The sequence below is a fragment of the Streptomyces dengpaensis genome, assembly GCF_002946835.1.
Classification (GTDB): Bacteria; Actinomycetota; Actinomycetes; order Streptomycetales; family Streptomycetaceae; genus Streptomyces; species Streptomyces dengpaensis.
In genome coordinates, this window is sequence record NZ_CP026652.1 from 8260954 (window position 1) to 8285727 (window position 24774).

The 24774-nt window shown below is 68.6% G+C and carries 20 protein-coding genes; 8 read left to right on the forward strand and 12 right to left on the reverse strand.

The genetic code is table 11. The features are described from left to right. Positions 1 to 251 precede the first annotated feature (251 nt). A complete protein-coding gene (locus C4B68_RS43860) occupies positions 252 to 917 on the forward strand; it encodes a RidA family protein (RefSeq protein WP_240634617.1) in 666 nt (221 codons plus the stop codon). A gap of 131 nt (positions 918 to 1048) precedes the next feature. On the opposite strand, the gene C4B68_RS38590 is transcribed toward C4B68_RS43860, so the two are convergent. After that, positions 1049 to 1678, reverse strand: coding sequence for a ParA family protein (locus C4B68_RS38590; RefSeq protein WP_099506254.1), 630 nt, complete (start codon positions 1676 to 1678; stop codon positions 1049 to 1051). Positions 1679 to 1886: 208 nt separating this feature from the next. Between C4B68_RS38590 and C4B68_RS43865 the strand changes: the two genes are divergently transcribed. From C4B68_RS43865 to C4B68_RS38630, 7 genes are all read left to right on the forward strand, one after another. Further along, positions 1887 to 2378: a hypothetical protein gene (locus C4B68_RS43865; protein ID WP_240634772.1), complete on the forward strand. Its 492-nt coding sequence runs from the start codon at positions 1887 to 1889 to the stop codon at positions 2376 to 2378. A 383-nt stretch (positions 2379 to 2761) separates the two neighbouring features. Continuing rightward, on the forward strand, positions 2762 to 3373 hold the full coding sequence (locus C4B68_RS38600) for an ATP-binding protein (RefSeq protein ID WP_099506255.1): 612 nt from the start codon (positions 2762 to 2764) through the stop codon (positions 3371 to 3373). 656 nt (positions 3374 to 4029) lie between these two features. Then, positions 4030 to 5211, forward strand: coding sequence for a helix-turn-helix domain-containing protein (locus tag C4B68_RS38610; RefSeq protein ID WP_167459246.1), 1182 nt, complete (start codon positions 4030 to 4032; stop codon positions 5209 to 5211). Beyond that, positions 5198 to 5383: a DUF397 domain-containing protein gene (locus tag C4B68_RS38615; protein WP_257217526.1), complete on the forward strand. Its 186-nt coding sequence runs from the start codon at positions 5198 to 5200 to the stop codon at positions 5381 to 5383. Before C4B68_RS38610 ends, C4B68_RS38615 begins: the two co-directional genes overlap by 14 nt. A 280-nt stretch (positions 5384 to 5663) precedes the next feature. Next, positions 5664 to 8501: an AfsR/SARP family transcriptional regulator gene (locus tag C4B68_RS38620; RefSeq protein ID WP_099506258.1), complete on the forward strand. Its 2838-nt coding sequence runs from the start codon at positions 5664 to 5666 to the stop codon at positions 8499 to 8501. 224 nt (positions 8502 to 8725) lie between these two features. Next, a complete protein-coding gene (locus C4B68_RS38625) occupies positions 8726 to 9070 on the forward strand; it encodes an STAS domain-containing protein (RefSeq protein WP_099506259.1) in 345 nt (114 codons plus the stop codon). After that, the gene (locus C4B68_RS38630) at positions 9067 to 10029 is read left to right on the forward strand and encodes a sensor histidine kinase (protein WP_099506260.1); all 963 of its coding nucleotides are present in this window, start codon (positions 9067 to 9069) and stop codon (positions 10027 to 10029) included. Before C4B68_RS38625 ends, C4B68_RS38630 begins: the two co-directional genes overlap by 4 nt. 589 nt (positions 10030 to 10618) lie before the next feature. Here C4B68_RS38630 and C4B68_RS38635 read toward each other — a convergent pair. The 11 genes from C4B68_RS38635 to C4B68_RS38695 all read right to left on the reverse strand — a co-directional run bounded on the left by C4B68_RS38635 (position 10619) and on the right by C4B68_RS38695 (position 24769). Further along, positions 10619 to 12052, reverse strand: a complete 1434-nt coding sequence (locus C4B68_RS38635) for an extracellular solute-binding protein (RefSeq protein ID WP_099506261.1) — start codon at positions 12050 to 12052, stop codon at positions 10619 to 10621. Positions 12053 to 12068: 16 nt separating this feature from the next. After that, positions 12069 to 13949 (reverse strand): glycoside hydrolase family 125 protein, encoded by a 1881-nt coding sequence (locus tag C4B68_RS38640; RefSeq protein ID WP_099506262.1) that lies wholly within the window; start codon positions 13947 to 13949, stop codon positions 12069 to 12071. Further along, positions 13946 to 14764 carry a carbon-nitrogen hydrolase family protein gene (locus C4B68_RS38645; RefSeq protein ID WP_099506263.1) on the reverse strand — a complete coding sequence of 273 codons (819 nt, stop codon included), beginning with the start codon at positions 14762 to 14764 and terminating at the stop codon, positions 13946 to 13948. Before C4B68_RS38645 ends, C4B68_RS38640 begins: the two co-directional genes overlap by 4 nt. Further along, positions 14761 to 15594 carry a carbohydrate ABC transporter permease gene (locus C4B68_RS38650; protein ID WP_099506264.1) on the reverse strand — a complete coding sequence of 278 codons (834 nt, stop codon included), beginning with the start codon at positions 15592 to 15594 and terminating at the stop codon, positions 14761 to 14763. Before C4B68_RS38650 ends, C4B68_RS38645 begins: the two co-directional genes overlap by 4 nt. Beyond that, on the reverse strand, positions 15591 to 16670 hold the full coding sequence (locus tag C4B68_RS38655; protein ID WP_099506265.1) for a carbohydrate ABC transporter permease: 1080 nt from the start codon (positions 16668 to 16670) through the stop codon (positions 15591 to 15593). The genes C4B68_RS38650 and C4B68_RS38655 overlap by 4 nt, the downstream gene beginning before the upstream one ends. A 7-nt stretch (positions 16671 to 16677) precedes the next feature. Then, positions 16678 to 18102 carry an ABC transporter substrate-binding protein gene (locus C4B68_RS38660; protein ID WP_167459248.1) on the reverse strand — a complete coding sequence of 475 codons (1425 nt, stop codon included), beginning with the start codon at positions 18100 to 18102 and terminating at the stop codon, positions 16678 to 16680. A gap of 885 nt (positions 18103 to 18987) precedes the next feature. Then, positions 18988 to 19800: an SGNH/GDSL hydrolase family protein gene (locus C4B68_RS38675; RefSeq protein WP_099506267.1), complete on the reverse strand. Its 813-nt coding sequence runs from the start codon at positions 19798 to 19800 to the stop codon at positions 18988 to 18990. 853 nt (positions 19801 to 20653) lie between these two features. After that, complete coding sequence (locus tag C4B68_RS38680) at positions 20654 to 21052, reverse strand: MarR family winged helix-turn-helix transcriptional regulator (RefSeq protein WP_240634618.1); 399 nt, start codon at positions 21050 to 21052, stop codon at positions 20654 to 20656. Positions 21053 to 21080: 28 nt separating this feature from the next. Next, positions 21081 to 21974, reverse strand: a complete 894-nt coding sequence (locus C4B68_RS38685; RefSeq protein ID WP_240634619.1) for a hypothetical protein — start codon at positions 21972 to 21974, stop codon at positions 21081 to 21083. Then, positions 21971 to 24070, reverse strand: a complete 2100-nt coding sequence (locus tag C4B68_RS38690; RefSeq protein WP_099506268.1) for a PEP/pyruvate-binding domain-containing protein — start codon at positions 24068 to 24070, stop codon at positions 21971 to 21973. The genes C4B68_RS38685 and C4B68_RS38690 overlap by 4 nt, the downstream gene beginning before the upstream one ends. A gap of 6 nt (positions 24071 to 24076) precedes the next feature. Beyond that, complete coding sequence (locus C4B68_RS38695) at positions 24077 to 24769, reverse strand: DedA family protein (protein WP_099506269.1); 693 nt, start codon at positions 24767 to 24769, stop codon at positions 24077 to 24079. Positions 24770 to 24774 lie beyond the last annotated feature (5 nt).

The following is a 24774-nucleotide window of genomic DNA, read 5'->3' on the forward strand; positions in this document are numbered from 1 at the left end:
CACGGAGTCATGGTCGACTTCCCGCAGAGTCAGAACTGGCAAGCCTGATGGCCCAGTTCTACGAGACCGGTCGCATCGTGTCGACGGTCTGCCACGGTGCGACCGGCTTGCTGAACGTCACGGGCCCATAGCGGACTCAAGGCCGTTGGGAATGGATCTGGGCATCCGGTGGCTGTCGTGTATGGATCATGTCGGGTGGCGATCGCGGTCATTCGGCTTCGTATGGGCCGCTTTGAGGGAGTGTCAGCAGCGTGTCCGTTTCACAGCTTGCCGTCGAGCGTGTGCGTGTCTCCGCTGAACCCGACTGGTACGAGTCGGCCGGTATCTCGCTCGGCATCCGGGTCGGGAACTTGGTCTTCACCTCGGGACAGGCCCCGATCGACGGCGAAGGGGCCACGGTCGGAGCTGGGGACTTCGAGACTCAAGGCCGTCTGGCGCTCGCGAATCTGTCGACGGTGCTGACGAACGCGGGCTCCAGTCTCGCTGACGTGGTGAAGGCCACCGTGTTCGTCACCGACATCGCGCAACTGGACGTCTTCGACAGGCTGCGCGCGGAACACTTCCCGGACAAGCCTCACCTCGCGGAGTCGTTCGTCGAGGTGTCCTCACTCGCCGACCCCGCGTGGATGATCGAGATTGAGGCGATCGGCTCATCCGGTGAGACTGGGCACCACGCCCTCTCCCGGGGCGTCAGGAGTCAGGTCACAGACGTAGTACTGCGATGGCCACGGTGGGGTGAAAGACGGTGGGCCCGCTCGTCGGACCGGGTTGCCGCAGCCCAAGAGGCCACGCGCGGAATCATGGCGGTCCGGAGGACAGTCTTATTGCGGGGTGCCTTTGAGGGGGCGCAGGACAGCGGCGCCGGCGCGCAGGAGCGCGGCAAGCGGCGGTCCCGCCCAGCGGGTCAGATCGCGTGACAGGGCGGGGTCGAGCTCGATGGTCACCCGGACGTATCGGGTGTGCAGCTGGGTGACCTTGGAGTGATGACGGGGTGCGGTGGCGTCCGGTTCGCGTTGCAGTGCGGCTCGGTAGGTGTTCCTGCGCTGATTCACACTGTGTCCTGACGCTTGATGAGTTCGTCCGCGAGGTCCATGTATGCGGAGCCTTTGACGTCGATGGGGCTGCCGAATGACTGGGCGTACAGGTCGAGCCGGGGGATGTGGGTGGACAGTACGTCGAAGCCCCGTTCGGTGAGAGCTTCGCGTGCATCGGCGTCGGGACCGGTGCGCGTGGCGTCGGGACGGTTGGTGCGGTTGAGCAGGACGGCGGCACGGGCAGGCCGGGCGCGCAGGGACTGCACGTCGCCCATTTCGCTGTTGATGGGGGCCATGCGGTCCAGCTCAATGGGGGCTGGGGTGACCGGCACGATCCACTCGCTCGCGTATCTCATGATGCTCCGGGCGATGTGGGCGTGGTCCTCCAGTTGCGGGGCGTCGAAGACCACAGCCTGCCGGTTGCCGAGGAAGTCGTTCACCCGCCGGTGTACGTCGCCCACCGGAAGGGCGATCACAGGAAACGGGAAGCCGCCTGCCAGTTCGCTCCAGCGCAGCGCGGAGGAGGCGGGGTCACTGTCCACGAGCAGCGGTTGGATGCCCGACTCGTGAAGCGCGTGAGCCAGCCAGACTGCGCTGGTCGTCTTTCCCACTCCGGGTTTCAGGTTCACAAAGGCATGGCTCATCGACACAAGAGCAACGCTAGGAGCCGCTTGCCGGCAGCTGTCGTCGGCGCGGGAGACGGCTTGCACCGTTCACCCTGTGGCGGCTGGTGAATCATTCGTATGGGCTCATGCGAAAGGCCGCCGGTGGCGTCCCGCCGCATGGTTCAGCCATGCCGGCCGCACAGCTTTGTACGAGGACGATTGTTCCGACCATGCCGTGCACGACAGAATCGCTGGCTACCTCAACTCGTCGCCCCCACAAGGGCGGCCCGTCGACGACAGCTTCACTTGGTGGGTGGCCGGAGGCATCGCGATCGAGCTTGCGGTGGGTCACCGCATCAGGAGCCGCGGCGACATCGACGTCCTGCTGCGCCGTGACCAGCTCGTAGCCCAGCAGATCCTGGCCGGCTGGGCGGTTGATCCGCCGGGCAGCTTGCGCCCGTGGGCACCGGGGGAGGTCCTGCCCGTTGGTGTTCACGACATCTGGTGCCGGCCCGGACCGGATGAGCCCTGGCGTATCCAGGTCATGCTCGACAACTCCCGCGGCCATGAATGGGTGTCACGACGCGACCACCGCGTGCGTCGGCCCATCAGCACGTTGGGCATGACGGGGCAGCCAATGTTCGTGAAGGTGACACGCGGGGCATGGGCCGACCGCGCCCTCGACCGGTGGGCCTCATGCAGGGTGGTCGCCTCGGAGATGTGGCGGAGGCTGCGGTAACAGCAGCATCGAGCCGTTGGTCGCTTACTGCCGATATACCACCGCTCTCCTCGCGTCCTGCAAGGTGCCCGGATACAAGCTGCCGGTAAGCGGCACCCACCTCAATGGGGAGGGCCATCCATGCCTGGAAACGCACGTAGTGACCCGCACCGCCCTTCCCGACGACGCTGGCAGTCTCCCTCGTGCCCTCCGGACCACACGCACCGGGCCGACGCTCTCATGCGTCGGTCGCGCACCTGCGTGGAGCGCGTGGGCGGCCGACGGCTGCCCCGCTCCCATGAGGCCGTCGCTCCGTCGCCGCCTCCGACCCGCCGAGAGCAGACGGCCGACCACGTGGACGTTCCATCGACCGCACCTCATCCACCCCGGCACTTGGACTCGACATGACAGATATTGACCCGCGCCCCCGGGCAGCCCACCGCCCCTGCTCCGCGCCCTTCGACCGGGAGCCCCTTGAGCACTGGCCGACCGCGCCCCTCGTCCACGGTGACCGCGACGATGCGCCGCCGCGGAGAACCGCCGACCCCGATGCCGGCACGGCGAGCGGACGGAGCTTCGCCTGTTCGGACTGCAACCTCGCCTTCGGCCGGCACCTGCACCTCCACGTGTATCCGGTGTCGGCAGAGGTGGGCGGAGTCCGCGGGGCCGTGCGTGCGGCCCTCTCCTCATGGGGCTGCCCGCCCCAGGTCATCGACGACAGCGTGCTGCTCACCAGCGAACTGGTCGGCAACGCCGTCATGCACGGGCCCAGCGCGTCGATCACGGTGAACCTCATGCAAGTCGGTGACAGACTGCTCCTGGAGGTCACTGACGCCTCATCGGCACGCCCGGCGGTCCGGCAGTCGGGGCCCGGGGACGAGCAGGGGCGCGGGATGTTCCTGGTTCAGGCCATCGCATCGGCCTGGGGTTCGCGACGGGAGTCACACGGCGGAAAGACCACGTGGTGCACCGTCGCTCTCGACGGTGGCGGGGATCCGCCACGACCGCCTCGATGATCTTCGCGGCACAGTGGTGTTGAAGTGCTCTCTTGGCTGAACGACCCCGTTGTGGCTGAAGGACCCCGTTGCTGATCTCTCATTTTCGAGGGGTGGATGAGGAGTCGGCACGGGTGGGTGGTGCGCGTGGCTTCGGGGCGGTGGCCTTGTCGCCAGGCGTCGATGCGGATGAGGTTGACGGCGGTGGCGGCGAGGTAGTGTCCGGGGAGGGTGGCGGCTGCGGTGCGGTAACGGCTGCGGCGTGCGTGTGCCAGTCCGTCTCCCGCTCCGCCATGGTCTGCTCCAGCCAGTCCGGTGCGGCAGCGGGAAGAGCCTCCAGCGCGGCACGCAGGGTCTCGGCCACGAACTCCATCCGGTTCAGTAGGCGCACGTCGGCGATCACCCCGGGGGACCCGTACTCACGCCCCGGTCAGAGCAATCCTGAGACGCACTTCAATTCCGCCCTGAAGGACTGAGCACTGCGCAAGATCAAAGGTAGAGGCATGAGCCCAGGCGGGCGGGCGAGTCCCGTACCGGTCGCGCGGGGCAGGGACCTGAGCCCGGTCGGGCGCTGTCTCTGGAGCAAGGTCTTACCGCCGGTATACCGCTGCTCTCCCTCCCGCAGGCATGGTGAACGGGTAATCACCGCCTTAGCAGGCGATCTTGAGGGAGGGCCAGTGACCAGCGCGACGAATGACAAGGACCAGGGTGCGTTCGACTCGCGGCGCGGAAGTCTCTACCGGTGGGACATCCACCACGTCTCCAACAGTCGGCACCAGCACGGACCGTGCGGTACGTGCGTGAGCGAGGACAACGCACGCGCCTGCATCGAGGCGGCGCTGTCCGCCGCCGTCGGCCCGGATGTGTACGCCTGGGGTCTGCTCAGCCACATGCCCGCGGGGACGATGGAGACGTCGCCGCCGTGGCGCCGTACGCCCATTGCGTGGGCCGCACCTGGGCCGGACGGAACCGTCGCCTGGCTGCCTCATGGCGGTCAGCCGTTCATCTCGGAGGAGGGCAGCGAGATTCCGGCGACGTCCACGGAGAGCGTCTCATCACTGCTGTCCCGGTTCGGCCGTGAAGTCCACCGGTATCGGCTCACCGCGGGACTCACTCAGGCGGAATTCGCCGAGCGGGCGGACTGCACGGAGACGATGGTCGGGCGCATCGAGAACGCTCAGGAGATGCCCTCGTACGACTTTGCTCAACGGGTGGACCGGGTCCTCGGCACCGACGGTGCGATGGTGAAGCTCTGGCCGTCGCTCATCCGGTCGGCATATCCGGACTGGTTCTGGCATGTCATCGAGCTGGAACAGCGAGCCGGCTTCATTCAGGAATTCGAGTCCGTTGCCATCCCCGGCCTCTTGCAGACGGAGGCGTATGCGCGCGCCATCTTCACCGCCGCCCAGCCGGTCGCCCCGGAATTGCAGATCGAACAGTTCGTGGCCGCCCGCATCGACCGGCAACGCATACTCACCAGGCGCGAGCCACCCCAGGTCATGGTGACGCTCGACGAAGGCGTCCTTCGCCGCAGTATCGGCGGGAGTCGCGTCATGAGCGAGCAGCTCGGGCATCTGCTGGATCGCGCCGACCTGCCCAAGGTCCACCTCCAGGTGATCCCGTTCAACGTCCGGGAACACCCCGGCGGCATGACGCCCTTCCGCCTCATGGGATTCCGGGAGGGCCCGGACGTGCTCTACGGGGAGACGTTCATAGGCGGGCAGACGAGCGTCGACGCCGCACAGCTCCAGCAGCACAAGCTGGCCTTCAATCTGATCCAGTCCAGAGCACTCTCCCGAGACGATTCGCGCGTTTTCATACGCGACCTGAAAGAGGAATTGGACCGTGGATCCGACTGAACTGCCCTGGCGCAAGAGCAGCTACAGCATGGGAAACGGCGGCAATTGTGTCGAGGTGGCGGACGGCGTGCACACCATCCATGTGCGCGACAGCAAGGATCCCGACGGACCGGAGCTCAGGTCCGGTCGGGAACAGTGGCAGGTCTTCGTCGCCGCCCTCAAGAGCCCCTGACAGCGCCGTTCTGCCCGCCGTTCGGCCGGATGCGCCCGCCGCCGGGACCGCCGGGCCCCATTTGCCGCCGTCGGGCACACGCGGATACGCGTGCACCTTGCCAACGACAGGAGTTCGACCCGAGAATTCGTGATCCACAACATTCTGCGTTCCCGTTGCTCCGGAGAGGGACACAAGATGGTTGGCCACGTCCGGTTAGCTGGCCGACGCCCGTGTCCCCACCGGGCGACGAGCCTGCGCCCGACCCTGTCGGTCCGGGTGACGGCTTACGGAGCGTGACATGCGGTATCGGATACTTGGGCCGCTCGGGCTCTGGCGCGACGGCGAAGAGATTCCGCTTGCGCCCGCCAAGTGGCGGATGCTCCTGGCAGTGCTCCTGTGCGACGCCAACCAGGTGGTCTCCACCGACCGGCTGGTCGCGGAACTCTGGGGCGCCCGGCCTCCGCAGAGCGTGAACAAGCTTCTGCAGGGCTATGTCTCGCGCGTGCGGCGCGCGCTGGGCGATGAGTCGGGTGAGCTGCTGGTGACTCATGTGCACGGTTACCGGGCCCACGGGTACAGGCTGGTCGTGGAACCGGACGAGGTCGATTCCCACCGGTTCGCCGAACTCATCAAGCAGGGTGGTCAGGAACTCGACCGGGGTTCGGCCGAGGCCGCCGCCGCCCGGCTCGACGAAGCGCTGGACCTGTGGCGCGACGCCCCGTTCGCCGACGTGCCGCCGACACCCGCCGTGGAGGCCGAGGCCGTGCGCCTGGCGGCGAGTCACACGCAGGCGCGGGAACTCCGTATCGAAGCGCGCTTGCGGCTCGGCCGCCACGAGGCGGTGCTGAACGAACTCGAGGCACTGGTGGCCGAGCATCCGCTCCGGGAAGCCCTGCGGAGCCAGCTCATGCTGGCGCTCTACCGGTCGGGCCGGCAGGCCGACGCCCTGGCCGCATACCGGGAATTGCACCACCGTCTGGCCGAGGAACTGGGCATCGAGCCGGCCCCGCCGCTCCAGCAGCTCCACCAGCGAATCCTTACCACCGATACGTCGTTGCTTCTCGAACCCGAGCCTCTCGCCGACCGTGGACCGGCTGACCGTGGCCCCGCCGAACGCGCTCCCGCCGACGGTACGGCGACCACGGCAGGCGTACCCGCTCTGGTCCCGAGGGAACTTCCCCATATCGGCACCGCCTTCCTCGGCCGCACCAGCGAGAGCTCCGTGCTGCAGAAGGTGCTGGGTCGCGCCGGCGAGGGACATGTGGCGATCGCCGCGATCGACGGGACCGGCGGCGTGGGCAAGTCGACCCTGGCGATCCACACGGCCCACCAGCTCGCCGACCGCTTCCCGGACGGCCAGTTCTACGTCGATCTGCACGGAGCCACCGCCGGACTGACGCCCCTGGAGCCGGGTGAGGTGCTCGGCCGGTTCCTCAGCACGCTGGGTCTGCCGCAAGTGGCCATACCCACCAACACCGACGAGGCGGCTGCGACGTTCCGGTCCATGGTCGCCGACCGCCGCATCCTCGTGGTGCTCGACAACGCCGCCGGTGTGCATCAGGTCCGCCCATTGCTCCCCGCCGGGCCGGGCTGTGCCGTACTGATCACCAGCCGGGAGATGCTCACCGCCCTCGAGGGTGCCACGCACCTCCACCTCGGTGTCCTGTTCCACGACCAGGCGACAGCGCTGCTGGAGCGGCTCCTCGGCCCGGAGCGGGTGGCCGCCGAGCCTGACGCGGCAGACGCGATCATCAGAATGTGCGGGGGTCTTCCTCTGGCGCTGTGGATCGTCGGCGCCAGGCTGGCCGCCCGACCCAGCTGGCCCTTGAGCGCCTTCGTTGAGCGGCTGACCGACGCCCAGGGCCGCCTCGACGAGATCCGTGTGGGGGACGTGTCGGTGCGTGCCAGCTTCCATGCGAGCTATCACGCCATCTGCTACGGCGACAATCCCACCGACCAGGCCGCGGCGCGCGCCTTTCGGCTCCTTGGAGTGGTGCCGGGATCAAGCATGAGTCTGCCGGCAGCGGCCGCGCTGCTCGGCGTGTCCACCGGTCGGGCCGAGGACGCACTCGAGCGGCTGGTGGACGCACACCTGCTGAACAGCCCCGCCCCGGCCCGCTACCAGATGCACGACCTGCTCCGCCTGTTCGCACGCGAGCAGGTGTGTGCAGAGGAGCCCGAAGCCGAGCGTGAACGGGCTCTGGAACGCATACTGCGCTTCTATCTCGCCACCACACAACAGGCTGTGGCGTTCCTGGAGGTGCCGCCGTACTTTGCCCGCCGTGCGCACGATCCGTCGTCCGCAGGCACGGCCAGCACGCCGGGTCTCCCGACGGCGCGCCTCAAGGACCAGGCGGAGGCCGAGACGTGGCTGGTGACCGAGCGTGCGAACCTGATGGCCACCGTCCTGCACGCCCCCACGCAGTCCGACTCCACGGCGCGTCTCGCGGTGCGGCTGACGGAGTTGCTGCAGTGGTACCTCTACCCCTACGCCCGAGCCCGGGAGTTGTGGACCCTGGGCGAGCTGGCCGTCCGTACTGCCCGGCGTCTCGGCGACCGTGAGAGCGAGGCCTGGGGGCTGCACAACCTGTCAGCCGTGTACTGGCTGCACCGCCAGTTCGACGGGATGCGGCAGTGCCTGGAGTCGGCCCTGGCCATCTGGCGTGAGATCGGCGACCGCGAGGGCGAACGGCGCTCCCTGTACTACCTCGCGGACGCGCTGGCGGAAATGGAGCTGTACGAGGAGTCCGTGGCCCTGCAGACCCGGCACCTCGACCTCGCGCGCGACGCCGACGACCGCCTGGCCCTGGTGACCGGCCTGGGCAACCTCGGGCGTGCGTACCGGGGTCTGGGCCGCGCGGAGGACGCCCTGACAAGCTTCGAGAAGAGTTGCCGGCACGCGCGGGAGCTCGGCGACAGGAGCCTGCAGAGCTTCGCCCTCCATGAGGTCAGCGCCGTCTGTTTCGATCAGGGCAGGAACCAGGAGGCACAGGAGCACCTTAAACGCGCCGCGACCCTGGGAGGGGGAAGCCTCGCGGCGTACGTGAGCTGGCGGGGGCACGCGTGGAGTGCGTTCTTCCCCGCCTGCCTGAGCCTGCGGATCGGCCCGGAGACTCTCGGTTCGCCTCCGCTGTGAGGGGATGTCAGACACCGGACCCGTCTCGGGGCGCACTCCGTGCGACCGGTCTACCGCCGCTATACCGGTCGCGTACAGAGTGGGGGAGGATCAGCGCCGGCCGCGAAACGCACAGGGAGCCCCATCGCACGCTTCGGCTCAGGGACTTCCCGGATCCCTCAGCCTCCTCTACGGTCAGGCGCGACTCTCTCCAGGATCCACCATCCCAGGACTCGGCAGGTCTCATGGAAGTCATTGCACCAAGCGAAGCGCGCATTCTGTGGATCACCCGGACCGACGATCCGCCCGGCCTTCGGCTGGAGGGTGAACTCGACGCGACGCGGCACGCAGACGTCTCCGAGGCGCTGTCCTCGCTCGTGGCCGAGGGCAGTGAAGTCCGGCTCGATCTGGCCGGGTTGAGCTTTATCGACCTCGGTGCGCTCAGCATGCTGACGAGTTTTGTGGAGAGTCGCGGCGGCGGCTTCCGGCTCATCCTGGACAATCTGTCGTCCGAGGTGGGGCACCTCATCGAGACAGTGGGTTGGGAACGCCTGCCTGGGCTCGCCCAGGGGCGGAAGGGGACTTCATGACGACCGGGACACGTGCCGACCAGCCCGTGGCGGACAGCGAGAAGGGCGACCACGCGGTCCGGCACCACGCGCTTCTCTACCGCGACGAGCGGGAGTTCCTTGCGGGTACCCTTCCCCACCTGCGTGAGGGCATCGAGGCCGGCGCCTCAACGTTTGTGGTGACACCTCGGAGCGAGGCCCAGGCGCTGCGCGACTCGCTCGGGCAGGACGCCCACGCCGTACAGTTCATCGATCCCGCGGATGTCTATACCAATCCCGTTCGGGCCATGGCCGCGATGACCGCCGTCGCCAAGACGCTGGGCTCACGTCCGGCGTGGGTCGTGGCGTCGGACGACTGGTCGAGATATCCCGACGCGATCGAGTGGGTGCGTTACGACTCGATCTTCAACCTGAGCTTCGCCAACGTGCCTTTCCGGAGCTATTGCTGCTACAACACGGCGGTCCTGTCATCCGACGCCATCGCACTCGTGCGCCAGACCCACCCGAAGATCCTCGAGGGCGACGCACTGCGGGACAACCCGCAGTACCGGAAACCCGAGGCCTTCGTCGGCGACCTCGACCGGCAGCCCCTTCCCTCCTCCCCGCAGTCCGCCGCCTCGATGCAGATTCTTCCCACCGAACTGCACGCCGTCAGGACGTTCGTCGTCGATCAGGCGAAGCGCTGTGGGGTGACAGCCGATGCGCTGCACAACCTGCTCGTCGCCGTGACCGAGGTGGCCACAAATGCCATCCGCCACGGCGACGCACCGGTGACGCTGCGCGCCTGGCCCGACGCCGGACTGATCTGCGAGATCACCGACTCCGGCAACTGGCAGCCCGAGGGGTTCATCAGCTGGAGGCCGCCGGAGTCCGCGGTGGACTCGGGATTCGGACTCTGGGGAGTTGGGATGCTCTGCGACACCGTGCAAGTGCGGACGGGAGCGAACGGCACCACCGTACGCCTGCGGACATGTGCCTGATGAGGGCGGGTCTCGAAACAACACGCAGGTTCCGGATCCGGCGTCCCTTTATGTGCTAGGCAGCGTTGTGACCTGCGACTTCTGCGCCCCACACTCGACGTTGCGACTGGGGTCAGCCGGAAGCCGTACCGCTGTCGCCCAGCGGACGCTCCCCCCTGGTCACCGGGGGATTACTGCCAGGGGGATGTGGGCGTGTCATCCGGGTCTGTCCCGTGACGCCATAGCCGTGTGAACATGCGGCGGGAAGGCATGGGCCGCCATGGCCAGAGTGGTGTGCCGGTGCCTTCCCTGGCAGCGGCGTCCCTGGTAGTGATGACGGGCCGCTCTGCATCTCCCAGGGTGGCCGGCCACACCCACGCGTTGCCTTCGAGGGCCCCACGCAGAGCTGTCCCGCCGGCGGCTGGAGGGCCGTCGAACGGCCGGCGGCCGGGCTCGGCTGAGGCGGAGAAGACCGGCAACCCTACGCGGGCGCTCACGTCGTGCACCCGCGCCGGTACGCGCACACCGCTGACGAACTCGGGCGCCTGGAGCGGCACCTGAGCCGTCACCGTCCATTGACCGGGACCGCAATGCCGCACGGCGGTTCCCGTCAGGCCACTGGCAGCCCCGTGATGGCGCTGATGAGGTCCGCGGTTCGGGCGGCGGCGACCTGAGGTTCCTGGCGCTCGGAAAGGACCGATTCCAGCAGTGCGTGCAGCTGTGCCGAGACACGCGCGTACGGCGGTGTGGGCGGGCGCACGGCAGCCTGCTCCAGCATGGTGCCCGTGGCTCGCAGGAACGGTGACCGTGCTGCGGCCCGCTCCAGTGCCGTGTGCCGGGGGGCCAACTGCAAGGTTTCCTGGGACATCCGGGTCAGCGCGTCGACAGAGGTGACGGCGCGCAGCAGGCGCATGGTCTGCTGCGGTGAAGCCGCCTGTCTGAAGATGCCGTAGACCATGCCGCCGGCGAGGGTGGCGGCGGGCCCGCGGGGACCTGCGGGCATGGCGATGAACCCGAACTCGTCGAGCAGATCCTCCGTGGTGAGCGACGCCTCGGCCGCGAGCGCCGGTGCGTCGTAGCTGCCGCCGATGGCCATGCTCGCCCGGCCTTGGGCGAGCTGACGCATCGGTACATCGCGTTCGTAACTGACCGACTCGGCGGGGATGATGCCCGCGTGGAGGAGCTGGCGAAGGAACGTCAGGGATTCGGTGGCGGCAGCGGTGTCGAGCGTGACGGCGCTGTGGCCGAGGACGCTGGCGCCGTTCGACGCGAGCAGCGAGAGCAGGAAGTACGTCGCCGTCTCGCCGGCCAGGGAGCCGCCGGGCAGCGTCAGCGGTATGGCGGTGCCGCGCTTGGCCAGGGCACTGCCGAGGGCAGCCAGTTCGCCCCAGGTCCGGGGCGGTTCGTGCCCGACGGCGGCCACGTCGGCCCGCCGGTACCAGATACCGGCGACGTCCGCCTCGGCCTGCACCGCGACGGGACGGCCGTCGAACTTGTTCGCCGAGCGGAACGGTTCGACGAAGTCACGTTCGTACTCGTCGCGAACCCAGTCGGCGTCGAGTTCCCCAAGTGGGGTGAGGAAGCCGGACGCCGCGAACTCGTGAACCCACACGGAGTCCATGACTGCCAGGTCGGGGGCCCGGCCCTCGGCGACCGCGCGTATGAGCACCTGGCGCAGATCGGAAAGCCCGACTTGGACGATGTGCAAGGACAGGCCCGGGGGGGCCGCCGCGCGCACCACCGCTTCCCAGCAGCCCTCCGGAACGACGACTTCGACGGTGTTCACGGCGGTGTGCGGCGGCACCCAGTCCGGGTTGACGAAGGAGCCGTGCCGGCGTTGGCGCAGCACGATCCCTTCCTCGGCCATCTCGGTCAGGGCGCGGTTCACTGGGGTGCGGCTGATGTTGTAGATGGTGCACAGTTCGTGCTCCGTGGGAAGCCGGTCGCCGGGGCCGTACCGCCCGTTGATGATCTCCTCTATCAGCAGCGTCTTCAACTGAACGTAGACAGGCAGCGGCTGCTCCGGGTCGATCGCGGTGCCCATCAGCGGTTCCTCGTCTTCACTCGTGCCATCCGTTCGGCCTTGCACCGGTTATACCAAGGTGAAGGATTCCGAATACAGCGGCGGGCCAGCCGAACCAATGGCGGGCGAGCCAGTGCGCGTTGTCGGCCTGGTAGGTCTCCGGGAGCAGGCCGTCCACGCCCGCCACCCGGTCGATCCGGTCCAGCACGGCTGTCACACGGGCACTGTCGCCCGTCGTCCGCGCGACAGCGAGTTCCTGGGCGTCGCCCAGCGTCCACGTCCCTGGTGTGTGCGCCGACCCCAGTCCGCCGTAGCGTCCGTTGACGTGGCCGGGATTGTGTGCGGAGAACGCGAAACGCATGGTGGCGGACCACCGTTCGTCATCAGCGAGACAAAAGCCCCAGATGGGGGCGAACGCTGTGGGGAGGTCGTTGGCGTCCTGGTAGAGCCGGTGGTTGCCGTGCCCGTCGGTCTCGTACGCCCACTGCGGTCCGAATGGCCCGTTGCACGTGAAGGCCCGGGCGACGGCGGCCCGCAGATCGTCCGCGGTCTTCACCAGCCCCAGTGCGTCGAGTCCCAGCTCGGCCGACCAGGGGGCAAGTTGCATGGCAGTGTGCCAGTACAGGATCTGGTTGGACAGGGCGAAGGGCAGCTCGCTGGGGTCGTCGGCGGGGTTCTCCGCGCCGGCCAGCAGACCCTCGTGACCGTCCCGGGGCAGGTCACGCCAGACCTCGGCGACCAGCTCGCCCCACCGCTTCGCCGGGTCGCCGCCGCTCTCGCCCGGCGGTGATGGCCACCGGCCGGTGACGCGCCGGTAATCGGCCAGTTCCAGGAGGGGATAGAGCTGCTGATCGGCCTGCACCGCCAGGTCCTTGGGCCGGCCGTCGGGCAGGTGGCTGCGCATCCAGGGCGTGCCCGGTGCGCGTCCTCTTCCCCACAGCCAGCGCAGATGGTCTGCCACCACATCTGTGACGGACTCTTCGTCACGTGCCGCGCACAGCAGGAGCAGTGCCTGGTAGTAGGCGTCGCGGGTCCAGCTCAGGGGCAGGAGCCGGTGGTCGGTGAGGATGGCGCGCTCTCCTCCGCCGACGCTGACAGCGGTGCAGCCGAGGACGTACCGCACGGCTCCGGCCGTGATCCGGCCGAGCGTCCCGGCCGGATCGGTGATCCGCGGCGCGGGGGTGGTGGCGGTGCGGTGCTCGTCGTCCGGCCAGGGGGGCGATGTCAGCGACACCGTGACCGTGATCTCCAGTGTCTCACCGGCGTCCGCGATGACCTCCCATCGCGCGGTGCTGTCGGCATCGGGTATCCAGTGGCCCGCCGCGGCCTGCACCTCCACTCGCGCCGAGCTGGCGAGATCGGATGCGTTGATGACGAGTTCATCCGGCGACACGCCCATGTCGCTGTGCAGCTCAAGGGGTTGTGGCGGGTTGACCTCCGTGATCTCCGCAAGCGCGCAGCGCTCCAGTCGGCCGCCGCATCGCAGCGCGGCGCGCACTTCCTGCGTGGCCTCGATCACGTAGTGCTGGACCAGAGCGGGTCCGTCCGGCAGTGCCCACGCCGTGACAGAGCAGGTCCATCCGGCTCCGGTGCGCCGCCAGACCAGTCGGCCTTCGCCGTCCACGCCCGCCCAGCGCCCGGACACGTCCTCGCCCGGCAGGTCCAGGCGCAGGAACGCGAACCGCTCCTCGGTGAGCTGCCCCCGATAGCGGCGGACGGCAGCGGGGTCACCTCGATGCCCTTCGTCGAAGGGCGGCGCCGCGGACAACTCGACGAAACCGTGGACCGGGTGCGGGGCGCCGATGGAAAGCCAGGACGCGTCGCCGCCGAAGGACCCGGCGACGAGCCCGTTGCCGAGGTCGAGCGGTTTGGGCAGGCCGGCGCTGAGATGGCCGACGATCGTTGTGTCCCTGTTCACTGGTCGCCCGCCGTCACGGCACCGAGGCGGCCCACAGCCTCCGGACGGTAGAGATCGACTTGCCGCATGCCCAGTGCCGGCTCCTGGTTGCGCTCCCGGCTGATCACTCCGAGGTCGAGACGTGCCCGCAGCACGGCCTCCTCCGCACCCGCCGAGGCCAGCACCTCTCCCGAGGGGTCGACGATCAGGGAGTGGCCGCTGAAGCCACCGCCGGTGAGGTTGCAGCCGACCGCGAACATCTGGTTGTCCTGGGCGCGGGCCCTGGTCCGCAGCGTCAGCAGGTACTCGTAGCCGATGGGCACGGCCGACGGGATGACCAGCGTTTGCGTGCCGGCCAGCGCCAGGGTGGTGGCGAGTTCGGGGAACGCGTGCTCGAAGCAGATCAGCGGGCCGAGCCGGCCGGCGGGCGTGTCCACGGTGATCAGGTCCTGCCCCGCACTGAACCGGGTGAGCTCATCGGGGTAGAGGTGGGTCTTGCGGAACGGGTACACCGATCGGTCGGGGAGTACGACTGCGGCGGTGTCGTAGATGACGTCGCCGTCGCGTTCCAGGATCCCGAGGACGACCGTCGTGCCCAGCTCCGCGGCCGCCTCCGCGACAGCGGTCACGGTGGGGCCGTCCAGCGGCTCGGCGAGTTCGGCGCCCCGCTCGTCGAACATGGCCAGGTCGTAACCGGTGGTGACCAGTTCGGGCGTGACTACCAGGTCGCTGCCGGCACCGTGTTTGCGCAGAGCGGCCAGCAGGTGTTCCACGTTCCCCGCCACATTGCCCGGTTCGGCCGCCAGCTGCAGGGCGACAACATCCAGCACACTCATCCTTTGACTCCTCCAGCGAACAACCCGCGTACGTAAAACCTGTTGAGGGCGACGAAAAGCAGCAGCGGCGGCAGGATGACCAGGATCGAACCGGCCGAGACCAGGTTCTCCTGCGCCAGATGCGGCGACTGCAGATTCGCCAGGCCGACCGTGAGGGGTTGGTGATCACGGTCGAGCAGGGTGAGGCCCAGCAGGAGGTCGTTCCACACGAAAACGAAATCGATGATGGCGAACGACACCAGTCCGGGCAGGGCCAACGGCAGTACCACATACCTGAGTTGTCCCAGGTGTGACGCTCCGTCCAGCCGGGCCGCTTCGAGAAGTTCCTCCGGCACGTCAGCGAAGAACGCGGACATCATGAAGACCGCCCAGCCCGCTCCGAAGGCGGTGTGGACCAGGATGATGCCGAGGTACTGCAGGCCGCCTTGGTCAAGCCCCAGCGTGCGCAGCCACGGCAGCAGCGGGATGAGGATGATCTGGACCGGCACGATCATGGTCGTCAGCAGCAGGAAGAACGCCACCCGCTTGAAGCGGAACTCCAGTCGGGCGAAGGCGTACGACGCGAGCGCGCCGACCACGAGCGACACCGCCACCGACCCGAGCGTGATGACGAAGCTGGCGACGACGTACTGGGACACTCCCTGGTCCCACGCGTCCCGGTAGTTGTCGAGTGTCAACTGCGACAGGCTCCCGTTCCACCAGCCTTCGCGAGTCTGGCCGATCGGCAGCAGCGATATCGCCAGCGCCGTGACCACCGGGACCATCCAGATGAGGCTGCCGACGGTCAACGAACCGTAGAGCGCCGTGAGGGTGAGTCGGTTCCTCCTCACCGTGACTCCTTCCTGGGGAGCATGGACTTGAGGTAGGGGAAGCCGAGCGCGATCAGCACGGCCGACATCAGCACGGCCACGGCGGACGCCTGTCCCGCCTGCGGCGAAGTGAGGAAGGCGAAGGCTTGCTGCCAGGGCAGCAGTCCGAGCACCGTGGAGTCCGTGTTGGGGCCGCCCTGGGTCATCACGTAGACGATGTCGAACGTCCTCAGAGCGAAGATCACGCTGACCACGAAGACGATCCTCATGGGCTTCCGCAGGTGGGGCACGATGACATGGCGCACCACCTGTACCGTTCCACTTCCGTCGACCCGCGCGGAGTCGATGAGTTCCTGCGGCAGCGAGGCCAGCCCCGCGCTGAAGGTGATGACGCCGTAACCGGCGAACGCCCAGGCCGCCGCGATGATCACGAAGACGTTGACCAGGCGGACGTCATAGAAGCCCAGATTCAGCGTGCCGGGGTCGGCGAGCCATTGGCCCGTCGTGTTCAGGTGCAGCGGACCGATATCGAGCGTCCCCTGCAGGTGCAGGGCCTTGAGGACCGCGTTGAGCACCCCGATGTGCGAGTCCGAGTTGTAGACGAAGGACCAGATGACGCCCGCCGCCGCCAGGGAGATCGTCATAGGCAGCACGAACACCGTGCGGAACAGCACCGACCAGCGCCGGGCGTGCCAGATGGCCACCGCCATCACCAGGGAGATCCCCACCACCAGCAGCGGGAAGAGGACCAGCCACAGCAGCGAGTTGGCGCCGGCGTGCCAGAATTCCGGATCGCTCAGCGTGCGCCGGTAGTTGTCCACGCCCGCGAACTGCCAGGTGGAGCGGTCGAACAGGTCCCACGGCCGCAGCAGCCCCCAGGTGAAGAAGCTGCTGATCAGGCTCTGAAGTACCGGCCACAGATAGAACAGGCTGAAGATGACCATCAGTGGGGTCACGAAGGCCCCCCCGGACGGGCCTCTCTTCTTGCCGGACTTGCGGGTGCTGCTGAACGGTGTGCGCTTGCGGCCGCCGACGCGGTGGTCACCGGAGGACCGGCGACCACTCACGTGCGGTGACCTCTTGACTGAGGTGGTCATCGCTGCCTCAGCCTTGGGAACGGGTGTCAATCTTCTTCATCTTCCCGATGAAGGCATTGACGTCGGTGTCGCGGACGAACTGGGAGAGTGCCTGCTGGTACTTGACCTGAATCTCTCCGCCGATCCAGTCGTCGAGGTCGTAACCAGCCTGCTGCGACGCGGACTTGGGCCACAGAGCGGCGGCCTTGCGGTCATTGACGTTGGGGTACGCGCTCGCCGGAACCTTGGCGTTCGGCGCGACGTAGCCGCCGATCTTCGCCCAGATCTCCTGGGCCTGGGCCGAACCGAGGTACTGCAGCAGCGCCTTGGTCGCCGCCGGGTTCTTGGAGTCCTTGGCGCCCATGAACAGGTCACCGCTCACGAATTGCGGTGCGGAATCGCCGCTGTACGCAGGCATCTCGAAGAACGCCAGGTCCTTGCCCGGCTCCAGGCTCTGGCCACACTCCTGGCGGTCGACCAGATTGATGAAGGCGCCCTGGTTCTCGAAGAGGTACTTGCCCGAGACGCGCGCGCACGTGGCGTCCGCGAAGCTGCTTGACAACGATGTCTCAGGGAAATACGAGCGAATCATGTCCGCGTAGACCTCGAAGGACTTGACGATTGCCGGGTCATCCCAGGCGATCTTGCCGCGAGCGAGGTCGTTGAACGGCTTCGCCCCCGCCACTCGCAGCAGGATGGAATCGGTCCACTGCGTGAGCGGCCACTGGTCCTTGCCGCCAACCGCGAACGGCGCGACACCCTTGTCCTTCGCCTTGTTCAGCACCGAGGTGAACTGCGCCCACGTGTGCGGCACCGACACGCCGAGCTTCGTCATCTGCTTGGGGTCGTACCAGACCAGGGAATTGACATTGCCCTTGAACAAGACGGCGTCGGTGTGTTCAGCCCCCTGGGCCATGTCGCGTACGACCTGCGTGTACTCGCCGTTGGCGATCCACTTGTCCCAGGTCGAGTCAAGGTCGACCAGCAACCCTTGCTCGGAGAACGTCCTGATCAGTCCGGGGAGGGCCACCGCCACATCCGGCGGCGAGCCCTGCGCGAACTGCTGGGTCAGCAGGGCCTGACCCTGATCGAACGGAACAGTCTCGATCTGCACCTTGACAGAGGGATACTTGTCTTCGAATCCCTTGATGACCTGCTCGAAAGCCTTGCCCTCGCTGCCGGTCCAGTTGCTCATCACGCGGAGCTTTCCCTCGACCTTGCCGCTGTCGCTCCCGCCGTTCGCAGCACTGCCGCCCGAGCCGCCGCACGCAGCCACGGTGCAGAGGAGCAGCGCCGTCGCGGCCCCCGTCATTACTCGTATCGGACTGCCCGTCACGAAACGCATCTTTCCTCCGGGTCTTTCGGTGATCGGCGGTCGCCGCTGAACTTGGCGCGGGGTGCGCCGGCATGGGCCTCGCCGGGCAGGCGCCGAGCCACTGCGGCCGTACGGCATCGGACGGCTACGCCGACCGCCCCCATTTGTCATTGCTCAATGACGAATTGCGTGCGCAGAGTCTGCTGCCGCACATTCGAAGATGTCAAGCATGGATTTCGCCAGTCGCGGCCATGTAGTCGTGTCATTTGTCATATGTCGAGCCGAATGTGCGTTTTACGATTTACGCCTGAGGTCCCCACTGCACACCTGGGCTTGCCACACCGCCGGGCATGCCTGGCCGGGGCGCAAGGGGTAGGGGGCCGCAGGCAGGGAGTGCCGCAGGTCGTTGCCTTCGCCCGCCAGACGAACGCAGCGGCTGCCCGCCTGGCTCAGCGAGAGGGACCTCGACGTCTACGCCGGGGAGTTCGAACGGACCGGCGTGACCGGAGCGCTCAACCGCTACCGAAACATGGACCGCGACTGGGAGGACCTCGCCGTCTTCGACGGTGCCCCCATCACCCAGCCGTCCCTGTTCATCGGCGGCAGCCTGGACGCTTCCACGACATGGCTGGCCGACGCGATCAACGCGTACTCGGTCACGCTGTCGGGCCTGGTCTCCTCGCACATCTCGACGGCTGCGGCCACTGGATCCAGAACGCCCCGCCGAGGTCAACGGACTGCTGAACGCCTGGATCGCCGACGCCCGGTGCCACGGCGCGTACAGGGGTGCCAGGAGGCGCGGCCAGGTCCACGCCGCGGCCCTGCCTGCCTGACGCCCTCGCGCGCGCCGCCCAGTGCTGTCGAAACACGTGAACATTCGCGCCGGCCGATACGGCTCCACTGCCGCCCGAACCGTGGTCGAGGCGCTGCTCATTCTCATGAACAGAGCCACCGGCACCTTGGTGGCGTACGGACAGAACGAGCACCTCGGTGAAGGGGCTTTGCGTATGCCCGGGGCGGTGTTCAGGCGGCGCTGGTGAAGACGGGCAGGAAGCCGCGGGACTGGCCGAGGTCTGTTGGGTGGTAGGACTCGGTGGGGGCGAGCCAGTTGACGCTGCGCATCCAGGAGGGGCCGGCGGAGCAGATCTCGTGCCCAGTGAAGGCGGCTCTGACGTCGGCGAAGGTGAATCCGTGGTCGGCGGCTCGCTTCGCGATCACGCCGTTGAGATGGTCCACGGCGTTGTTGAGGGCGGACCGCGCCTTCTCCGCGAGGCCTGCCACACAGGTGCCGTTGAGTTTGTACAGATGCGGATAGCCGAGAACCACGACGTGGGCGGCCGGGGCCTTGTTGCCGATGGCCGTGTAAAGGCGGTCCAGGTCGCGGGGGAGGGTTTTGTCCATGAAGGAGCGTGCGGTGGCGGTGGCGGTCAGGCATGCGCTGGTGCTGCGCAGCACGCAGGTTGTCAGGACGTCGGAAAAGCCTGAGTCGCTGCCGCCGACGGTGATGCTGACCAGGCCGGTACGGGCATTCAGCGGGCCGAGCTGGCGGGCCAGGACATCGGTGGTGCGAGCGCCGTTGCACGCGGTGAAGCTGAACGAGGACGGTGCGTGGGCCGCGGCCCACAGGTGGGGATGGGCCCGTCTGCTGCGCAGACAGTCGCCGCTGGAGGCGAGGTAGCTGCCGGCTCCGACACCGGCGGCGTAGGAGTCGCCAAGGGCTACGTAGCCCTTGGCGGCGGTTTGCGGACGTGCCTGCGCTGTCGCGGCACCCGTGAAGGTGCAGGCGGCGGCGAGGAGGAGGGAGGATGCACAGGCAGTGATGCGGGAGTGTCTCATAGAACTCCTGTAACACGGCTCTTTCGCCCCCGACTGCTGCGGCCGTCCCCTCTGTTCAGCCGCGATGGAGATCCTCCGACGGCCGGGGCGGTCGTGAAGCGACAGGCACAGAAGGGTACTTGTGCCGAACCTGGGGGTCGCGGCTGGCGCGCCGGACCTCGGGCAGGCCTCACTCCAAGGGCCGTCACTCATCTGGCTGCCCGTGTCGCAGCGGGGACGACGCCGGCGCGCGCTGGCTGTCCCGCGCCTTCACCGCAAACCATCCTCCCCGGGACCTCAGCGCCGCCAAGATGGCCCCACTCGCTTTCGGCGACGCCGTGTGACGCTGTGGTCCGCACTCCAGAGGCTCGTCCAAGAGCTCGACCGGGCGGTTTGGGGGTGGGATCACTGAGGCAGCGTAGGCGTGGAAGGTGGTGACAGCTGGTGACGGCCGTGCGTGCACTCCGTCGTGCGGCCGCGACCCGTCGTGGAAGCGCCGCGCCTGACCGCACGCGAACATGGGCCGTTGCCGTCCCAGGTGCCCAGGGATCGGACCCTTCGCGGTGCGGATCTGGCGAACTGCCCGCCAGGTGGTGCACTCGCGGGTCCACGACCTGGGGTCCCACGTGGAGCGGGTGACGAGAATCGAACTCGCGCTCCCAGCTTGGGAAGCTCGGGTTCTTTGGCAACAGTTGCTGCACTGACCTGCGGCGGAGCGGTGTCGGAGCCCGGGGCGCACCCATGGCAAGTCCCCGCTGTTCCCCGTGGTTCTCCGCACGATCTGGCACGCGTATGGCACGGCATCTCTCGACGACGGCCGAACGCTGACCCTCTGACGGCGGATCAAAAGTGACCCACTTGGTGATCGCCTGATTCAGTCGAGTCTTTTCACCACGGCTTCGACCTGCCTGACCAGAGCGGGCAGGGACCGTCCGTCGAGCTGGTCGACGACCCGCTGGCGGGCACTCGCCAGATGAACGGGGTAAGCAGCCCGGAGACGTTGCAGCCCCTCCGGGCTCAGCGAGGCCACATGGCCCCGGCCGTCGCCTTCATGGCGCCGCTTGACCACCTGCCCCCGAGCTTGAAGCGTCTCCACGATCCGGGTGATCCGACTCGCCGACAGGGCGCAGGCCGCGGCGAGGTCCGTTATCCGCAGCTCCTGGTTCTCAGCCTCGGAGAGGTTCACGAGGACGATGTAATCGGTGAGCGACAGGCCCGTGGACCGCAGCAGGTCTGCGTCCAGCGAGCGCGGGAGCGCGATCATGACACGCATCAGGCGGGTTGTGTGTCGCAGCGACGGATCAGTCCAGAACGAACGCGCTCGTGCGGTGTGTGTTCGCGTCCTGGATGCAGCCACGCAGACGCATCACGTCGTGCGGGGGCAGGGCGGGGCTGACAACGCCGGCGAAGAGGTGGTCGCCGATCCGCTGGAGGCCGGCCTTGTCGTTTTGGGCGGCTGTGGAGCGGCGGCAGGTCTCCCAGAGGTCGTTGGCGGCGAGCTGAACGACTTCGGAGTCCTGCTCCCCGTGGGTCGCGACTTCGAAGACCAACGTCGTACTCGACGCGTCGGGCGTGCGCTCGGGGCGGGTCTGGGTCGCGTCCGCGAGTGCGGACCACAGGACCAGGGTGAGGGGCAAACTCGCTGCGGCCACGGTCACGGTGAGTGCTCTGCGTCCCGGGCGTGCGGGGGCCACGGCGGGGCGCTCCTCCAACGAGACCGCTTCGTGGACCGGCGGTGCTGTCAGGGCGGTCAGGCGTGCGGCCAGGCGGCGTTCCGCGCCCGGCCCGGCGCTCGCGCCGGCGATCTTCTGGATGACCATCGCGATTGCGGAGAGGACCGCGCCCGCGACCATCAGCACGGGCACGAACACGAAGGTGCGTTGCGTGCCGTTCAGCGCATTCGGATCGGTGGAGGCGAGCCAGGCGAAGCGGTTTCGCGTGGGCGTCCTGGTCTGCTCCAGTCGGCTGCGCACATCCTCCGCGCGGGCCTCGGACTCCTCCAGCCGGCTTTCCAGCCGGGAGAAACGGGTGAGCAGCAGGACGGTGGCGAGGAGGACCTCGACGATGACGAGCAGGACCGCGGAGATCAGGGCCCGCTGCCATTCCCATCTGGTCAGGTAGAGCACCGTGTAGTAGCCGGCGTAGGCGGCGGACAGCCCGCCGACGGTGTAACCGGCAAGTCGGATGGTCGTCACGCTGCAGACTCCTGTCGTGCCTGAACGGGGAGGGACGCGGCCCGGGGAAGGTCGCGCACGGTCACAGCGCCCGTCCGGCCGTCGACGGCCAGGGGCGTGCCGGTGGGGAAGCGCTCGGTCGCTCCCGGTACGCCGACCGCGGTGGGAATGCGGTATTCGCGAGCGAGGAGAGCCAGGTGGGACAGAGGGCTGCCGGTGTCCGCCACGAGCCCGGCCAGGTCCGGGAGCAGGGGAGCCAGTGCGGGATCCAGGAAGCGGACCACCAGCACCGGGCGGTCGGGGCGCTCACCCTGGCCGTCCCAGGCTGTGCCGGTGCCGAAGCCGCCGCCCGACCCCTGCCCCGCAGTTCGGGGACCGGACTTGGGCTCGGCCACGGGAACGCCGGCCGCCAGACGGAACTCGTCCGGCAGCACACCGGCGTCCGTTCGCGGCACCCGCTCGGCGAAGTCGGCCGGAAGCCCATCGCCCCGTGCCGCCCGCACGAGTTCCTCCCAGCGCAACAACGCCAGGCGGGGCAGGCCGAGTTCGCAGGCACCCACGCCGAGCCGGCGCGCCAGTTCCCTCACCATCTGGGCCTGCATCTCCTGCACCCAGCGGATGCGCAGTCGCAGCCCCTCACGCACCGGCAGCGCTCCCACACCCCGCGGCAACGCGGTGCGCCCGATCGGCGCAGGCAGAGGTGCGCGGTCGGCCAGCGTGGGCGGCAGCAGAGCCAGCAGAACAGGGCGGCGTTCCACCAGTTCCCCCTCCGCCAGTCCCCGGGCGCGGCCCTCGGCCAGCTCCGCAAGCGCCTCGCCCGCGGCCGTGGCGCCACGTCCCCCGTCGAGCAGCGCACCGGCGAGCGACTCCTGGGCGTGCAGCGCCGACAGCACCTTGCGGCCCCAGCCGACCGCGTCCAGCAACTGCCCGCCGAGCATCTCCCGAGTCGGCGGGAAGTCGGCCAGAGCGCGATCCACATCCGCCATCAGGTCGACGGCCAGCAGCGGCAGAGCCGTGCGCAGCCTGCCCACGCGCCATGCCGCCGCAGCGCGGCGTGCCCCCGGCGCGGGATTGAGGCGCTCGAGGAACGGATGGCGGGAGGGTGCCGCACCCAACAGCCGCAGATCGGCCACGGCACGACCCTGCACGGTGGTCACCACCGGCACCTTGCGCAGCCGGCGTCGGGATGCCGCTCCGGCGACGTCAAGGGCCACGGTCAGCCCGTGGGACATCGGCGCCACCCACAGATCCTCCTCCAGCGGCTGGAGAACGGAAGGGAGGGTTTCGGCGACTGGGCCGGGGCCCAGCAGGCGGGCGCCGCGCGGCGGGCGCGTGGCCATGGCCGTGATCGGCCGAGCCTGGAAAAGCCACAGCCGCTCCTCGGCGTCGAAGCCGAACTCCATGTCCTGCGGGCTGCCGAAGACCTGCTCGGTCTTTCTGGCCAGCGCCACCAGACGTGCGGTCCGCCGATGCGGGAGCAGCCGGTCGTCGTGGGCTTCGGCCGGTTCGGCCCGCACGAGCCGGCCACGCCTGGTCAGCTGGTAACGCACTCCTTGAGTGCTGCCGTCGACCAGTTGGTCCGGGCCGCCGCGTACCGCGCTGACCAGGATGCGGTCGGTACGGCCCTCGACCGGGTCGGCGCCGAACATCACGCCTCCTACGGCCGACGTGAGCATGGGCTGGACCAGCACGGCCATCCCGTCGCCCGGCAGGGCATTCGGGGACTGCCGCACGGGCCGCACCCGCCGGGCGGAACCGAGGACGGTGCGTACCCCCGTGGTGAACTGCTCCCAGCCCCGCGCGTCCAGGACCGACTCGAAGCGCCCCGCCATCGACGAGTACTCGGTGTCCTCGTACACGGAGGAGGAGCGCACGACGACCGCACGCGCGGAACCGTGTGCGCCGGCCAGTGCCTGCCAGGCGCAGCGCACCGCTTTCTGTCCGGTGGGGGCCTCGGGCGCCCGCTCCGCGGGCACCAGTACGAAGCCGGGCAGCACGGGCAGCCCCGCCACGGCGGCGCGGGCCAGGTGCGCGGCCTTGGCGCCGGTGAGGTTGGGGTCCTGGGCCTCCGGGGCGTCCAGCGGTATGACCGCCAGTTCGAGATCGTCGATTGACATGGCTTACTACTCCTGTGAATGCGTGAAAGCGTGTACCGGCCCTGGATCGGAGGCCCCCTTGGCCTCGCCGTACGCCACGACCCTGGACGGGGTCGGCGTGACGCGGCGGCGTCTGCGGAGCCTTTCGACGCCGTAGGCCGCCACGGTCGCGGTGGCGAGCACGGCGATGCCGATCGGCCCGGCCGAGTGCAGGAAGTCGACGGCGGCCGCCCCGGCGAAGTAGCCGAGCAGCACAGTGCCGATGCCCCAGACCAGTGACGCGGCGGCGGTGCTGTAGACGAAGAAGCGGCGGTACGGCATGCCCGACGCGCCGGCGGCGTAGGGAAGGAAGGTCCGCACGAAACCGATGAACCGGCCGGTGAACACCGCCGCGCCACCGTGACGTACCAGGAAGGCCTGTGCCCGTCCGTGCAGGTGATGGCGGTCGGCCCGGCGTGAGCGCCGTCTGCCGGGATGACGCGCGCACCGACGGCCCAGCGCATAGCCGAGGTTGTCGCCGGTGATTCCTCCGGTCACGACGGCGGCGGCCAGGATCAGGACGTTGAGGTCGCCTCGGCCCGCGATGGCGGAGGCGAGGAGGATGACGGTCTCCCCGGGGACCAGCAGCCCGATGAAGTCGCTGGTCCCACTGGCTGACGCGGCGAACACGACGGCGTAGGACCACCATCCGGCCGCCGCGATGAAACCATCGATGTGCAAGGTCG

Excerpts from the sequence above, each read along its gene's own strand:
- C4B68_RS38660 (WP_167459248.1), bottom strand. The coding sequence starts at position 18,102 with ATGCCGTACGGCCGCAGTGGCTCGGCGCCTGCCCGGCGAGGCCCATGC.
- C4B68_RS38645 (WP_099506263.1), bottom strand. The coding sequence starts at position 14,764 with ATGAGTGTGCTGGATGTTGTCGCCCTGCAGCTGGCGGCCGAACCGGGC.
- C4B68_RS38635 (WP_099506261.1), bottom strand. The coding sequence starts at position 12,052 with ATGGGCACCGCGATCGACCCGGAGCAGCCGCTGCCTGTCTACGTTCAG.
- C4B68_RS38630 (WP_099506260.1), top strand. The coding sequence starts at position 9,067 with ATGACGACCGGGACACGTGCCGACCAGCCCGTGGCGGACAGCGAGAAG.
- C4B68_RS38675 (WP_099506267.1), bottom strand. The coding sequence starts at position 19,800 with ATGAGACACTCCCGCATCACTGCCTGTGCATCCTCCCTCCTCCTCGCC.
- C4B68_RS38590 (WP_099506254.1), bottom strand. The coding sequence starts at position 1,678 with ATGAGCCATGCCTTTGTGAACCTGAAACCCGGAGTGGGAAAGACGACC.
- C4B68_RS38680 (WP_240634618.1), bottom strand. The coding sequence starts at position 21,052 with ATGCGTGTCATGATCGCGCTCCCGCGCTCGCTGGACGCAGACCTGCTG.
- C4B68_RS38690 (WP_099506268.1), bottom strand. The coding sequence starts at position 24,070 with ATGTCAATCGACGATCTCGAACTGGCGGTCATACCGCTGGACGCCCCG.
- C4B68_RS38625 (WP_099506259.1), top strand. The coding sequence starts at position 8,726 with ATGGAAGTCATTGCACCAAGCGAAGCGCGCATTCTGTGGATCACCCGG.
- C4B68_RS38620 (WP_099506258.1), top strand. The coding sequence starts at position 5,664 with ATGCGGTATCGGATACTTGGGCCGCTCGGGCTCTGGCGCGACGGCGAA.
- C4B68_RS38600 (WP_099506255.1), top strand. The coding sequence starts at position 2,762 with ATGACAGATATTGACCCGCGCCCCCGGGCAGCCCACCGCCCCTGCTCC.
- C4B68_RS38655 (WP_099506265.1), bottom strand. The coding sequence starts at position 16,670 with ATGACCACCTCAGTCAAGAGGTCACCGCACGTGAGTGGTCGCCGGTCC.